Source organism: Azospirillum sp. (genome assembly GCF_050789165.1).
The window spans coordinates 1-12,208 of record NZ_JBOZRT010000001.1 but is presented as its reverse complement, the minus strand read 5'-3'; the positions used below and the strand labels follow the sequence as shown (position 1 = coordinate 12,208).

At 64.1% G+C, this 12,208-nt stretch carries 12 protein-coding genes and 2 pseudogenes; 7 read left to right on the top strand and 7 right to left on the bottom strand.

Annotated elements, in window-relative coordinates; all coding sequences use genetic code 11:
- On the top strand, positions 1 to 798 hold a 798-nt coding region (rfaD, locus tag ACRWK7_RS00070), incomplete at its 5' end, for an ADP-glyceromanno-heptose 6-epimerase (RefSeq protein ID WP_431854117.1).
- Between the two features lie 34 nt (positions 799 to 832).
- Here rfaD and ACRWK7_RS00065 read toward each other — a convergent pair.
- The 3 genes from ACRWK7_RS00065 to ACRWK7_RS00055 all read right to left on the bottom strand — a co-directional run bounded on the left by ACRWK7_RS00065 (position 833) and on the right by ACRWK7_RS00055 (position 4,621).
- Positions 833 to 2,491: a matrixin family metalloprotease gene (locus ACRWK7_RS00065; RefSeq protein WP_431854116.1), complete on the bottom strand. Its 1,659-nt coding sequence runs from the start codon at positions 2,489 to 2,491 to the stop codon at positions 833 to 835.
- Between the two features lie 102 nt (positions 2,492 to 2,593).
- Positions 2,594 to 3,715, bottom strand: a complete 1,122-nt coding sequence (locus ACRWK7_RS00060; RefSeq protein WP_431854115.1) for an ATP-grasp domain-containing protein — start codon at positions 3,713 to 3,715, stop codon at positions 2,594 to 2,596.
- A 150-nt stretch (positions 3,716 to 3,865) separates the two neighbouring features.
- On the bottom strand, positions 3,866 to 4,621 hold the full coding sequence (locus ACRWK7_RS00055) for an SPASM domain-containing protein (RefSeq protein ID WP_431854114.1): 756 nt from the start codon (positions 4,619 to 4,621) through the stop codon (positions 3,866 to 3,868).
- On the opposite strand from ACRWK7_RS00055, the gene ACRWK7_RS00050 reads away from it, so the two are divergent.
- The 4 genes from ACRWK7_RS00050 (at position 4,611) to ACRWK7_RS00035 (ending at position 8,536) form a co-directional block, all read left to right on the top strand.
- A complete protein-coding gene (locus ACRWK7_RS00050) occupies positions 4,611 to 5,324 on the top strand; it encodes an IS6 family transposase (RefSeq protein WP_431854113.1) in 714 nt (237 codons plus the stop codon). The genes ACRWK7_RS00055 and ACRWK7_RS00050 overlap by 11 nt on opposite strands.
- Before the next feature lie 605 nt (positions 5,325 to 5,929).
- Positions 5,930 to 6,715, top strand: a complete 786-nt coding sequence (locus tag ACRWK7_RS00045) for an IS5 family transposase (protein WP_431854112.1) — start codon at positions 5,930 to 5,932, stop codon at positions 6,713 to 6,715.
- A 113-nt stretch (positions 6,716 to 6,828) separates the two neighbouring features.
- A protein-coding gene (locus ACRWK7_RS00040; RefSeq protein ID WP_431854111.1) for an IS630 family transposase occupies positions 6,829 to 7,895 on the top strand; the annotation gives its coding sequence in 2 pieces (ribosomal slippage) (positions 6,829 to 7,314 and positions 7,317 to 7,895; 1,065 coding nt in all).
- Positions 7,896 to 8,137: 242 nt separating this feature from the next.
- The gene (locus ACRWK7_RS00035) at positions 8,138 to 8,536 is read left to right on the top strand and encodes a hypothetical protein (protein WP_431854110.1); all 399 of its coding nucleotides are present in this window, start codon (positions 8,138 to 8,140) and stop codon (positions 8,534 to 8,536) included.
- 54 nt (positions 8,537 to 8,590) lie between these two features.
- On the opposite strand, the gene ACRWK7_RS00030 is transcribed toward ACRWK7_RS00035, so the two are convergent.
- Entirely contained in the window at positions 8,591 to 8,746 is a 156-nt protein-coding gene (locus ACRWK7_RS00030; RefSeq protein WP_431854118.1) for a hypothetical protein, read from the bottom strand.
- 88 nt (positions 8,747 to 8,834) lie between these two features.
- Here ACRWK7_RS00030 and ACRWK7_RS00025 point away from each other — a divergent pair.
- Positions 8,835 to 8,957: pseudogene (locus ACRWK7_RS00025) on the top strand (integrase core domain-containing protein); the annotation flags it as partial.
- 475 nt (positions 8,958 to 9,432) lie between these two features.
- Here the strand turns inward: ACRWK7_RS00025 and ACRWK7_RS00020 are convergent.
- From ACRWK7_RS00020 to ACRWK7_RS00010, 3 genes are all read right to left on the bottom strand, one after another.
- Positions 9,433 to 9,927, bottom strand: a complete 495-nt coding sequence (locus tag ACRWK7_RS00020) for a hypothetical protein (RefSeq protein WP_431854109.1) — start codon at positions 9,925 to 9,927, stop codon at positions 9,433 to 9,435.
- A gap of 165 nt (positions 9,928 to 10,092) precedes the next feature.
- On the bottom strand, positions 10,093 to 10,269 hold the full coding sequence (locus ACRWK7_RS00015) for a transposase (RefSeq protein WP_431854108.1): 177 nt from the start codon (positions 10,267 to 10,269) through the stop codon (positions 10,093 to 10,095).
- 105 nt (positions 10,270 to 10,374) lie between these two features.
- Positions 10,375 to 11,946: an FG-GAP-like repeat-containing protein gene (locus tag ACRWK7_RS00010; protein ID WP_431854107.1), complete on the bottom strand. Its 1,572-nt coding sequence runs from the start codon at positions 11,944 to 11,946 to the stop codon at positions 10,375 to 10,377.
- Between the two features lie 87 nt (positions 11,947 to 12,033).
- On the opposite strand from ACRWK7_RS00010, the pseudogene ACRWK7_RS00005 reads away from it, so the two are divergent.
- Positions 12,034 to 12,208: pseudogene (locus ACRWK7_RS00005) on the top strand (UDP-glucose 6-dehydrogenase); the annotation flags it as partial.

The window sequence follows — 12,208 nt, the reverse complement described above, 5'->3', positions numbered from 1 at the left end:
GCCGCCGAGATCGACGTGGTCTTCCACATGGGCGCCATCTCCGCCACCACCGAGCGCGACGTGGACAAGATCGTCGCCAACAACGTGGCGCTGTCCACGGACCTGTGGACGTGGTGCGCGTGGCGGGGCGCCCGCTTCCTCTACGCCTCCTCCGCCGCCACATACGGCGACGGCGAGCAGGGGTTCGTGGACGACGGCTCGGTCGAGGCGCTGGCCGAGCTGCGGCCGCTCAACCCCTACGGCTGGTCCAAGCACCTGTTCGACCGCCGCATCGCCCGCGCCGTGCTGGACGGCGAGACGGCGCCGCCGCAGTGGGCCGGCCTGAAGTTCTTCAACGTCTACGGCCCCAACGAGGCGCACAAGGGCGACATGATGAGCGTCGTCGCCAAGCTCTACCCCAAGCTGGCGGCCGGCGAGACGGCGCGGCTGTTCAAGTCGCACCGCGACGGCATTGCCGACGGCGGGCAGAGCCGCGACTTCATCTGGGTCGGCGACGTGGTGGACGTGATGCTCTGGCTGCTCGACCACCCGGAGGTGTCGGGCCTGTTCAACGTTGGCACCGGCAAGGCGCGCAGCTTCCGCGACCTCGCCGAGGCGACCTTCGCCGCGCTGGGGCAGACGCCGCGGATTGAGTACTTCGACATGCCCGAGCATCTGCGCGACAAGTACCAATATTTCACCCAGGCGAGCACCGATCGCCTGCGCGCCGTGGGCTACGACGCGCCGTTCACCGAACTGGAGGAAGGCGTGCGACGCTACGTTCAGGACCACCTGTCACAGCCGGATCCGTACGCGTGAATGCACTGTTCGAATGACAATTCGATCTCGATGATCAGGTGGTCGTCAGCGCCGTTCCAAGCACGGCATCGGCGGAAGCAAAAAGTTGATGCGCGCGGCTGGGAGAATCCGGCCCCGCTGCGCTGGAGGCCGTACTGGAGGAGACATAGTAAGCGACGCCTTCATAGCTGTAAATGTTGGAAAGCGTGCTGATAACGTTGTCCCGCTCACCCGCACTGACCGTATAGAAGTGGCTTCCGGTCTGCCGATTGAAGAAACGGTAGAGCGGCGAACTGCCGGCGGCCGTCGCGCCGGCGCTGTCCGAGGTATAGGCAGAATAAGCCTCGCCCTCGTAGCTGTAGACGTTGGACAGCGTGTTGATGACGTTGTCCCGCTCGGCCGCATTGATCGTGTAGAAGTGGCTGCCGACTTGGCGATTGAAAAAGCGGTAGACCGGCGCCGCGCCTCCCGTCGTGGACGCAATGCTGGTGAACGCGACGCCCTCGTAAGACATGGTCGACAGGGTGTTAATGACATAGTCCCGCTCGGCGGTCGACGACGTGTAGAAGTGAGTGCCGTTGGACCGGTTGAAGAAGCGGTACACGCCATTGGTGACGTTTGCCACGCTCGTGGCGATGCTCGAGGTCTGGATTGTGGCGTCGTCGAAGCGCAGCCTCTCGACGTTCGTCAGCGTGTTGACGACGCCATTCTGGCTGACGACGATGGTGCCGGCGAGATTGGTCGTCACGTAAGACGAGGAGGCACCGGAGAAGACGACTGTGTCCGTGCCGGCGCCGCCGTCGATGGTGTTGCCCAGGGCATTGGCGTAGATGGTGTCCGATCCACTTCCCGCCCGCACGACCTGGATGCGGCTGTTAAAGGCGACGCCCGCCACCAGAGTGCCGCCGATCGTGGTGAAGCCTCCGCCGTTGATATTGATCACCTCGGCGGCGCTCTGCGCGCTGGCGTCCAGCGTGTTGGTGCCGTTCGGGTCCCAGATGGAAATGAATGCCGAGGGGGTCAGCGTGTACGTGTCGTTGCCCGGCGCCGCCGCCGTGTTGGCGCCGTACAAGTACTGTACGGCCGCAATGTCGTAAATCGCCGCCTGGGTCTGGTAGGTCGCCGGCAGATTGCTGTTCTCGTTGTAGGACATGACGCTGTAGGAATAGTAGTCCTCAGCCGCCGGCAGAAACGGCCCATCCGCCGTGAAGTTGTCGCCGGCGTTGTAGTCGCCCGGGTGCTTGAGACCTATGGCGTGGCCGATCTCATGGATCAGCGTGAGATATCCGTAGGACCCCGGTGACGGGGAGGTGTTGTTGGAGTCGTCATTGGCCAGCAGCGTCAGGCCGCCGGTGGAGGCCGTGCTCGGATAATAAGCGTAGCCGGCCGAGACTCCGTTCTGGCGGTTGGTGCCGAAGCGGATCTGCGCGGCTGAGCCGGACAACGTCTCGGAGAAGGTGATGTTGGCGACCGAACTCCACGCGGTGAGCGCCTGGCGGACGTAGGCCTTCTGCGTTGCGCTCATCGGCGCGAAACCCGCGGCGTCGTCCGCCGCCAATCCGGAAGAACTGGTCAGGAAGCTGTAGGTGACGGTGGCCGCTTGTCCGAGCGTCGTGTCGTACAGCACCGCCCCGTTCGACCCCCAGTGCGGCCAGTCCGGCGCCAGAAGGGCTGAGATGTAGTATGGGGCAGCGGCGGCTCGGGAAATGGACATGCGGGCTCCGATGGTGCTGGCCAGACCCGACGGAGCATACTCCAATCGTTATTGCCGTCGCCAACAAACAGCACGGCCGCCTGACGGGAACGAGCAGCCACGTCACCCGGAGAGGAGCTGAGGGGTGATGCCGATGGTGGTGGCCGCGATGCGCCGCTCGTGCCAGGGGACGTCGTGATAGCTCTGCACCAGGTGCCGGCTGTTCTTGTCTCGGATCCATTCACTTGGGAACAGGGCCACGGTGCCGATCTTTGCGGTGTTGCTTGCCCTTGAGTACGGTTCTCCGGTTATGGCGCAAGCCATGGCTCGGCAAAGGTCGGCCCCGACGAGGCTTCCCAGATGCGTCGTCTGCGTCGGGCGGCCGTTGAGTTCCAGAAACACCGGCGGGCCACCATCGTCGGGAAGAATGAAATCAACACCGCCAAAGCCCGAATACTTGAGTCCGGCGACAATGCGGCTGGCATGATCCAGCAGGGCGGGACAATCCACCACGTCGATGACCGTGGCCGGCCCACAAAGTTCCGGATGCTGATGCACGGCCACATAGGCAAAGGCTTCGAGCACCTTCCCCTGAACAGCGCTGAAGGTGACCGATGCAGATCGACCTCGAATGAATTCCTGAGCGACGATCCAGCCAGCCCCAAAGGCCTCGGGCCGGTCGGCGCCCATCCGGGACACAGCGTCGATGGCGTCCTCCGGCGTCGAGACGACGGCAATGCCTGATCCGCCGCAGGAATTGTCCCGCTTGACCACAACCGGGCTCCCGAGCGCCGCGATCTCGGCGGCCGTCGACGCGCTTGGGCCGATGTCCACCTGTCCCGGCGTCCGCAAACCCAAATCGCGCACCGCCTCTACCGACGTCGATCGCATCCAGGCGGCCGGGTCGATGCCGCCATACCACGCGTCCAGGAGCGCCCTGGCCTTTGCGAACCTTGGATTGCCGTGCCCGCGCAGAAGAGGGAGGGCGCCTACGGTTGCCTCGTCGCAAGGCACGATGATATCCGGCGTACACTCCCTATAGATATCACAGATCATGTCCACTAAAATATCAATGCCCACTGTCTCTTTATAAGTGCGGCCTCCGTCAATATAATCGCTAAACCGCATCAAGGCGACGTGCGGGCAAACAATCCACACGCCAAATCCAGCCTGCTTCAGTGCATATGGGAGGCGCGCAGAGCTGTGCCTGTAGAGCGAGCTGCACACGAGCAAGGCGTTCGGCATGGGAGTTTGTTTAGCCTCAGGGACGCGAATAGCGGGGATAGACCTATATGTCTATCGCATCCAATCAACAAGCCGGGGCCACGCCCAACCGCAAAAAGTTACGCTTGACGAGTTCGCCCGGCCTTCCGCTTTGTCGTCATCGCGGCCACGTCAGATCGGAGGGGCGCCATCGAAATCGGAGACCGAGGGAGCGTCCGGTGCGCCGAACGCCCTCCGGGCACGGTGCGGCAAGTAGGTGTCGACATCACGCGGGTCGCGGTAGATTGGGCACGTGCGGCAGGCGGCCGGGGGCTCGGCGGAATTCACCGCTAGACGGAAGGCCTGATAGGCCGGTCCGTTCCACAGCTCCTCCATGGGTGTCTCGCGGAGGTTACCGATCCGCGTCCCGGGGACGCAGCAGGCCATGACGTCACCGTTGCCCAACACCACCGCCGAGCGCCACGGTTCGGGACAGGGCCCGCGGCCGGCGCGAGCCGGCACCGCATTGAAAGGCCCCTGGATCTCCAGGCGGATGCCAAGCTCGGCCGCAAGCGCGACCGCCCTCCCCTGCACCTCGGCGTAGCGGGCTTGGTCGAACCACAGGGACTCGGCCTCCATATCCGCGGTGTAGGCTTCCAGGTGGCGACACTGGACCACGTCAAAGCCGAGATCGGCCGCCAACCGGATGAACGGCGGCAGTTCCTCCAGGTTGCTGCGCATCAGCGTAAAGCTGAGGAGCAGAGCCGGCTGGCGGCGTGCGCCGCGCGCTTCCGCGAGTCGGCGCAGATTGACCAGGACCTCGGCGAGCGGCGGCGCTCCGCGCCGGATGCGGCGGTAGGGGTTCTGTTGCAGCGTTTGCGGCAGGGCGGTGATCGGGTAAAAACCAAGCCTTTCCGGCGGCTGGGGTGAGACGGTGATGCGGTCCAAGAAGGGCCCGTTCAAGGGCCGGCAGTTCACGGCGGAGGTGATCCTGTGGGCGGTGCGCTGGTATCTGCAGTTCCCGATCAGCTACCGTGACCTCGAGCGCATGCTGGCCGACCGCGGCGTGGCCGTCGATCACACGACCCTCTTCCGCTGGATCCAGGCTTACGCGCCCGAGTTGGACAAGCGGCTGCGCCCCCACCTGCGCTTGACCACCGGCTCCTGGCGGGTGGACGAGACGTACGTGAAGGTGAAGGGACGGTGGATGTACCTGTACCGCGCCGTCGATGCGCGAGGGCAGACCATCGACTTCCTGTTCAGCGCCAAGCGTGACGCGGCCGCCGCCCGGCGCTTCTTCCGCAAGGCTCTCAAGCAGGCGCACACGGTGAACCCGCGCACCCTCACCGTGGACAAGAACGCCGCATATCCAAGTGCGTGCAAGGCGATGAAGAAGAGCGGTGAGCTGTGGCGGTTCACCAAGCTGCGGCAGGTTAAGTACCTGAATAATATCGTTGAACAGGATCACCGACGGAGCAAGCGGCTGGTTCGGCCAGGGCTCGGGTTCAAGAGCTTCCACACTGCGCGCCGAACGATTGCCGGCTACGAGATCCTGGCGATGGTGCGCAAGGGACAGGTCACCGCCATGCCCGCCAATGACATGCCGGCCCAGGCAACCTTCATCGCCCATCTGTTCGGAAGGACTGCCTGAGGATGCTGCCCCCGAAGCTCACCGCGCCCGCTGTCAAACTTTGCAACAGAACCTATCCTGGCGCCTGGAGGATTTCTGGCGGCTCAGGATATCGGCAAGGTTCCGGCGGTGCTGGACGCCTACCGCGCAGCCTTGCCGGAGCTGCTGCGGCGGCGCCCGGACGTTGCGGTCCTGCGCGAGGACCAGCGCCGGCTGAGGGTCTGGGTGCCCCGCTGTCCGGAGTGCGACAGCGCACTGTCGTTGCGGCGGCCGGCGGACGTCGAGCGACTGAGCCAACGTGAGACGTGCACCCTTGGCGGAGAAGCCTGCCCGGATCACGCCGTCCCTCATACGGGATGGACTTGGCTCTGAGCGCCCGCGCCAGCCCAGTGATGCAAAAGGGAACCTTCGCTCCACAGTTCGGGGTCGTGCGAGCGTAGGATCGGCAGTCAAGCGTTCCGGTCGTGTCTCGACGCGTGGTGTAAGAGCCGGAGACCAGATGAGCACCCCGGCTCTTAGAGCGTGCTTTGAAAGTTTGTTGCGCGTTGAAGCGCGCCATCACGGGGCGGGACAGCACCTGAAGCGGGGCCGTATCTACGCACCTCTCGTGACGAGCGGAGCGTACGATGCCCAGCCTGTACCCGACCGACCTGCCGGATGAGCAATGGGCGCTGATCGAGCCGATGATCCCGCCGGCCAAACCGGGCGGGCGGCCGCGCACCACCGACATGCGCGCCATCTTCAACGCCATCCTCTACACGCTGCGCGCGGGTGGCCAATGGCGCATGCTGCCGCGCGAGTATCCGCCGGTCTCCACCGTGTACGGCTACTTCCAGGCCTGGCAGCGCAGCGGTGTCTGGTCGTCGATCCACGACCAGCTGCGGGGTGACCTGCGCGAACGCCTCGGCCGCACACGCGAGCCCAGTGCGGCGATCATCGACAGCCAGACCGTAAAGACCACCGAGTGCGGCGGGGTGCGAGGCTACGACGGTGCCAAGCTGGTGTGCGGGCGCAAGCGCCACCTCGTGGTGGACGTGTTCGGTCTGGTGCTGGTCGTGCAGGTGCACGCCGCCAACATCCAGGATCGCGCCGGCGCCCCGGCGGTGCTCTCGGCTCTGGTTGAGCAGTTTGCGTCGGTGCTGCTGATCTGGGCGGACGGCGGCTACGCCGGCAAGCTGGTCGATTGGGTATCCGAGACGCTGCGGCGGGTGCTGACGATTGTAAAACGGCCGCGCGACAAGGTCGGCTTCCAGGTGCTGCCTTGGCGGTGGATCGTGGAAAGAACCTTCGGTTGGCTCAACCGGTCGCGCCGGCTGAGCAAGGACTACGAAGCTCTCCCGGAAACCAGCGAGGCCTGGATCCGCATCGCCATGATCCAGCTGATGCTCCGCCGTCTCGCCCGCCACGCGTAATAAACTTTCAAAGTGCGCTCTCATACCGGCGAGCGGAAACGCTGACTCACTGAGGGGATTCCCAAAGCCGGCGATCCGTGATTCGATTCTCCGTCCACGACGGGGAGGAGCGAATGCCAGCGGCGTTGCCGATCCGGGAAGACCTGAGTGCCAGCGAGTTGCGCGCCCTGGCGCGGCGCGAGAGCAAAGGGCGGGTTGCGGCGCGGATGTTCGCCATCGCCCATGCCCTGGACGGGATGAGCCGGGCGGAGGCGGCGCGGCTGGCCGGCATGGACCGCCAAGCCCTGCGCGATGCGGTGGTGCGCTACAACGCCGAAGGCGTGGCCGGGCTTTATGATCGTCCGCTGCCCGGCCGGCCGGAATGGCTGAGCGCGGGCGAGCAGGCGGCGCTCACGGCCATGATCCTCGCCGGCCCTGATCCGAAGCGGCACGGCTGCGGCGAGTGGACCCTGCCGGTCTTGTGCGAGGTGATCTCCGAGCGCTTCGGCAAGACGCTGCACCCGGCCAGCTTGTCGCGCATCGTGCGGCGGCTGGGGCTATCGAAGCAGAAGACGCGGCCCCGCCACCCGCAGTCCGACGCCAAGGCCCAGGCCGCCTTCCAAAAAAGGGGCTGCGCGACGCGCTGAAGGCCGCGGCTGCCGCACATCCAGACCGGCGCCTCCAACTCTGGTTTCAGGACGAAGCGCGCATCGGCCAGAAGGGCCGCCCCGCGCATCGCTGGTGGCAGCGCGGGCAGCGTCCGGCCGGGCTGTGCGACAAGCGCTTCACCTCGGCCTACCTGTACGCCGCCGTCTGCCCGGCCAGCGGCGCCGACTTCGCGCTGGTGATGCCGACCGTCTCCACCACCGCCATGAGCCTGTTCCTGGACGGCTTCTCCAAAAGCCTGGCGCCGGACGTCCACGCCGTGCTCGTGCTCGACCAGGCAGGATGGCACGGCTCCCGGGCGCTGGTCGTGCCGGACAACATCACGCTGGTGCCGCTGCCGCCTTACAGTCCCGAGTTGAACCCGGTCGAACGCGTCTGGCTGTACCTGCGGGAGCGCTTTCTCTCCCACTGGCTCCTGGACGACTACGACGCCGTCGTCCAAGCCTGCTGCGATGCCTGGAACGCCCTCACCGCAACACCAGAGCGCCTACGCTCCCTCACCAGCTACCCGTGGCTCCCATGTGTCAATGCTTAGGCTCGGCGGTATCAGTCCCGCTGCAAACCAACAGGTCTTCACTTCCCGCCATACTGCAAGAGCCGACAACCTCTTGATATGATCAACAATGATTTACCAATTGAAAGCTGACGATGCATGCGATACCCTGCCTCTAATAAAAACAAACGATTGCTGAAACTAACCAATAATATCTAGCATAGATGATGAAAAATCCCATGACGTCGAACACAAAACCACGCTCCGGGGTAAGACCGACTCGTTTGAGCAACTATCTGGCCAAGCAGATCGACGCTCTTGCTGGCATAAAATCACAACGCGAAATTGCCAATGAGCTTGGATATGATAAGGGGAATATTGTCTCGATGTGGAAAAGTGGCGAAGCCAAATTCCCACTTCACAAACTTCCCGATCTATCCCGTGTATTACATGTCGACATTAACTTCTTGCTAAGGCTTGGCGTTGATCAATATTTTGATGACGATCCAAAAAACAAAGAAGCATGGAACGAATTGGCAAGATCTCTTGATCGAATCATTTCTGATAACGAAATGAAAATTATAGAATACATTCGCGCGGCCAGTGGCGACAGAGACCCGCACCTGGATGAGGACTTACAACTTGCACTTCGGCGAGTTTTTGAAAATCGGAGCAAGCCATAGCAATATTTTGCTAATGTTTATTTATTTTCGCAGCAGCGAAACAGAAAATCCTATTCAGGTGTCTTCATTGACCAGCGCCGCCGGGCTGCGCAGTGGCCGCAATTCGCCCCGGGCTACCAACTCGGACAAGGTGAAGGCGTAGCGGCCGAGCATGTTGATGTGCTCGTGGGCGAGCGGCGACAGGCGCGCCACGTCCTCGTCGCCTCGCATGGCCACTTCATCAAGGCCAGCGGCTTGCGCTGGATGGTGGTCATGCCACTGGTGCCGATCCCCTGGGCAGGACGGGTCTGGACGCTGCGACGCACGGACCAAAATTGAGGCTTGGCGGCGGCATTATAACGAGGACCGCCCTCACACATCCCTGGGGAGCCTGACACCGGCCAAATTCGCTTTATCGGCCAGGGTCACTCCTGGCCGATAAAGCGCCGGACCTCTCGCTCCGCCTGGAGGAGTTTCGGGTCGAGGGTCAGGGATGGGCCTTTTCCAGCAGCCTGCTAGGTCGTGACGCCATGTTGGTGGCGATCATCGCAGTAGGTGTATGGATGACGGTCACGGGCATAAGAGGTTACCTGCAGACTTGGAGGGCAAACAGCACTACGCGAATGCAGCTACTCTCCTCAAACAAAACCCTAAACGTGTATTCATCTGCAGTCCTCCTCTGCAGTGAGCATCAAGACGACCCAATACCGGGCATCGCGGCGTTGATAAGCGCCACAAATTAGGATGCAGTGCTCATGCAAAATTATACAACTCCTCACATAATCTTTGCGAACCCCCCTATCTATGACAAACAACAACCAAAACAACTATCAAAATGACCTTGATGCCTACAGACAACACTAAATAACGGAATGCTAGTAATGGAAATATACCTCCAACCACTTATTTATGATAGGCTAGTAGATTCCATCTTGAACTTGAAGGTTACAGAACTTCAGGGGCGCGATGAGGCGGTGCAGCTGGCCTTGGCTGAGGTCGGCATTTGGAGTGGCCGCGTATACGATGATCTGATTGCCACAGGAGAACTGCCGCCCCAAGAGATCCATTTCCTCGACAATCACCAGTCCATGCCAGCAGGTTGATAGCCATGAACACGCCGCGCCCCTTCCAAACACCTGCCCCTTCCGTAGTGCAATTGTAATAACAAAGCCCCTGAAGTCGTTGAGGCGTTCAAGAGAAACTTTCCTACGCTGCTGGCGGAGATCGCTGATCACAAGGCTGCAGGCATGTCCATAGAGATCCGGGAGCAGGACGAGGCGTGCATCGACCAACTTGCCGGCGTTGCTTCCATCGGCCCGGATCAGCATCACGGACGCGATCTGCCGGAGCAGAGACGAGAGCAGCGCCAGGGCACCGGCGTGATCCTGGATGTTGGCGGCGTGCAGCTGCACGACCGGTATCAGGCCAAGCACGTCCACGATGAGGAAGCGCTTGCCCCTTGCACCAGCGTGGCACGGTCATAGCCGCGGACGCCACTGCACTTGGTGATCTTGGCGGTTTGGCCGTCGATAGTCGCCGCGTTGGGCTCGCGCGTGCGGCCGAGGCGTTCGCGCAGATTACCCTGCGGACTGGTCGTGGATCGCCAACCAGACACCGCTACGCTGCCAAGCCTGGAAGCAGCCATACACACTGGAGACATGCCGCGGCCGCCCGCCCGGCTTGCCCGGCGGGAGCATCGGCTCGATCACTGCCCCGTGCTCATCCGGCAGGTCGGTCGGGTACAGGCTGAGCATCGCACGCTCCGCTCGTCACGAGAGAGGTGTGAGTAAGGCCCTGCTTCGGGTGCGGGCCCACTCTTTATAGCGCGCCTCAACGCGCAAAAATTTCAAACCATGCTATCAGGACGCCGTCTGGTGGGGGTAGCCGGAAGCGACCTGCCACCCTGCCGCGCCAGACGCCTGGATGGTCGTCTCGCCTGTCCGCGTCATGCCGTTCATCAGCCACACCACCGTGCCGCCGGTGACCCCGTTGCGCAGCAGGAGGTCCGCGGTGCCGTTGCCGTCGAAGTCCGACGCGTCCGCGATCCCCCACCCGTCGGACAGCGGGCCGCCGCCGAGAGTGCCGGCCTCCAGCCGCGCGGCGCCGTTCATCAGCCACGCGGCAAGCTGGCCGTCGGCGTGACGCCAGACGACGTCGTCCTTGCCGTCGCCGTTCAGGTCGCCGACGCGCTGGATCGTCCAGGCGGCGTCCACGGCGTCCTGGACGACGTGGCCGTCCAGGCGGGTGGTGCCGTTCATCGTCCAGACCGCCACCGCGCCGGTGTCGGCCCGCCGCCACAGGATGTCGGCGTTGCCGTCGCCGTCGAAATCGCCGGTGCCGGCAATGCCCCAAGCCGGATTGACGGCGCGCTGCACCACGCCGGCGGCCGCGCGCGCCGTGCCGTTCATCAGCCAGACGACGACGTCGCCGCTGGTGTCGTGCAGCACCACGTCGGCCATGCCGTCGCCGTTGACGTCAGCCACGCCGGCCACCCGGGTCGACGCCGGCAGGCCGCCGCCCTGGACCACCGTGCCGGCGGTGCGCGACGCGCCGTCCATGGTCCAGACCGCCAGATCACCGGTGCCGTTGTGGCGGAACAGGATGTCGGCGCGCGCGTCGCCGTTGACGTCACCGGTTCCGGTGACCTCCCACTCCGCGCTGACGGCGTTCTGGATGACGGCGGCCCCCATCCGGGTGCCGCCGTCCATCGTCCACAACGCGATCTGCCGGGTCTGGTCGTTGAACCAGAGGATGTCCGCCCGGCGGTCGCCGTCGAAGTCCTTCGGCACGCCGCCGGCGGGCGACGGCGCCGGCGTGGTGGGTGTGGTGGGCATGGCTGGAACGGTGGGCACGGTCGGTGCCGGCGGCGAGGCGGCGGAGCGGTACTCGAACGCGCCGACATCGACCGCGCCTTCGCGGGAGGCGCCGGTGATGTCGGTCGCCGGAGCGGCGTCCGGAGCGCCGGCATCGATGGCCGGCGATCCGGCCGCCAGACGGTAGTCTCCGCCGCCGGTGGCGATGTAGTTCACGAACTTCGGATCGGCACTGATGGTGCCGGTCGCCGTGCCGTTCTTCAGGATCCAGTTGGTGCCGTTGCCGTACACCAGGTTGTTGGAATAGGTGTTGTGCGCGCCGACCTCGCCGTAGGTCTCCAGGCCCTTGGAGTTGGCGTACAGGATGTTGTTCGACACCTGCGTGTAGTCGTTCGGCCCGTTGGTGCGGTAGTGGTGCGAGGCGCGCGATCCCAAGGGGCTGTACCAGAAGGCGCGGGCCGGGCAGCTGCCGAACTTCACCGGCATCAGCAGCCCGTACGAGGCGCCCGAGGCGCCGGAGATCCACCTGCCCGCCGGCGACGAGACCCCCGACGCGCTCGCCGCCCGGGTCGTCAGGGAGCTGGAAGAACGCGGCATCGCCTGAAGCGTGGCCGGCATTCCGCTCGCACCACGCCCGTGCTATGTGTGCCGCGCTCCGGCAGTAGGGGCGCCTCGAAGCGCGGCAAACGGCAATAGGGAAGCACCATGCGCATCGCGATGATCGGTACCGGGTACGTCGGCTTGGTGTCGGGAGCCTGTTTTTCGGAGTTCGGCGTGGAGGTGTGCTGCGTCGATAAGGACGCCGGCAAGATCGAGCGGCTGAAGCGCGGCGAGATCCCGATCTACGAGCCCGGCCTGGACGACCTCGTGGCGCGCAACG

Bases quoted from the DNA above. Each gene is read 5' to 3' on its own strand.
- ACRWK7_RS00065 (WP_431854116.1), bottom strand. From the start codon at position 2,491: ATGTCCATTTCCCGAGCCGCCGCTGCCCCATACTACATCTCAGCCCTT.
- ACRWK7_RS00060 (WP_431854115.1), bottom strand. From the start codon at position 3,715: ATGCCGAACGCCTTGCTCGTGTGCAGCTCGCTCTACAGGCACAGCTCT.
- ACRWK7_RS00050 (WP_431854113.1), top strand. From the start codon at position 4,611: ATGCGGTCCAAGAAGGGCCCGTTCAAGGGCCGGCAGTTCACGGCGGAG.
- ACRWK7_RS00045 (WP_431854112.1), top strand. From the start codon at position 5,930: ATGCCCAGCCTGTACCCGACCGACCTGCCGGATGAGCAATGGGCGCTG.
- ACRWK7_RS00030 (WP_431854118.1), bottom strand. From the start codon at position 8,746: ATGCGAGGCGACGAGGACGTGGCGCGCCTGTCGCCGCTCGCCCACGAG.
- ACRWK7_RS00015 (WP_431854108.1), bottom strand. From the start codon at position 10,269: ATGCTCAGCCTGTACCCGACCGACCTGCCGGATGAGCACGGGGCAGTG.
- ACRWK7_RS00010 (WP_431854107.1), bottom strand. From the start codon at position 11,946: ATGCCGGCCACGCTTCAGGCGATGCCGCGTTCTTCCAGCTCCCTGACG.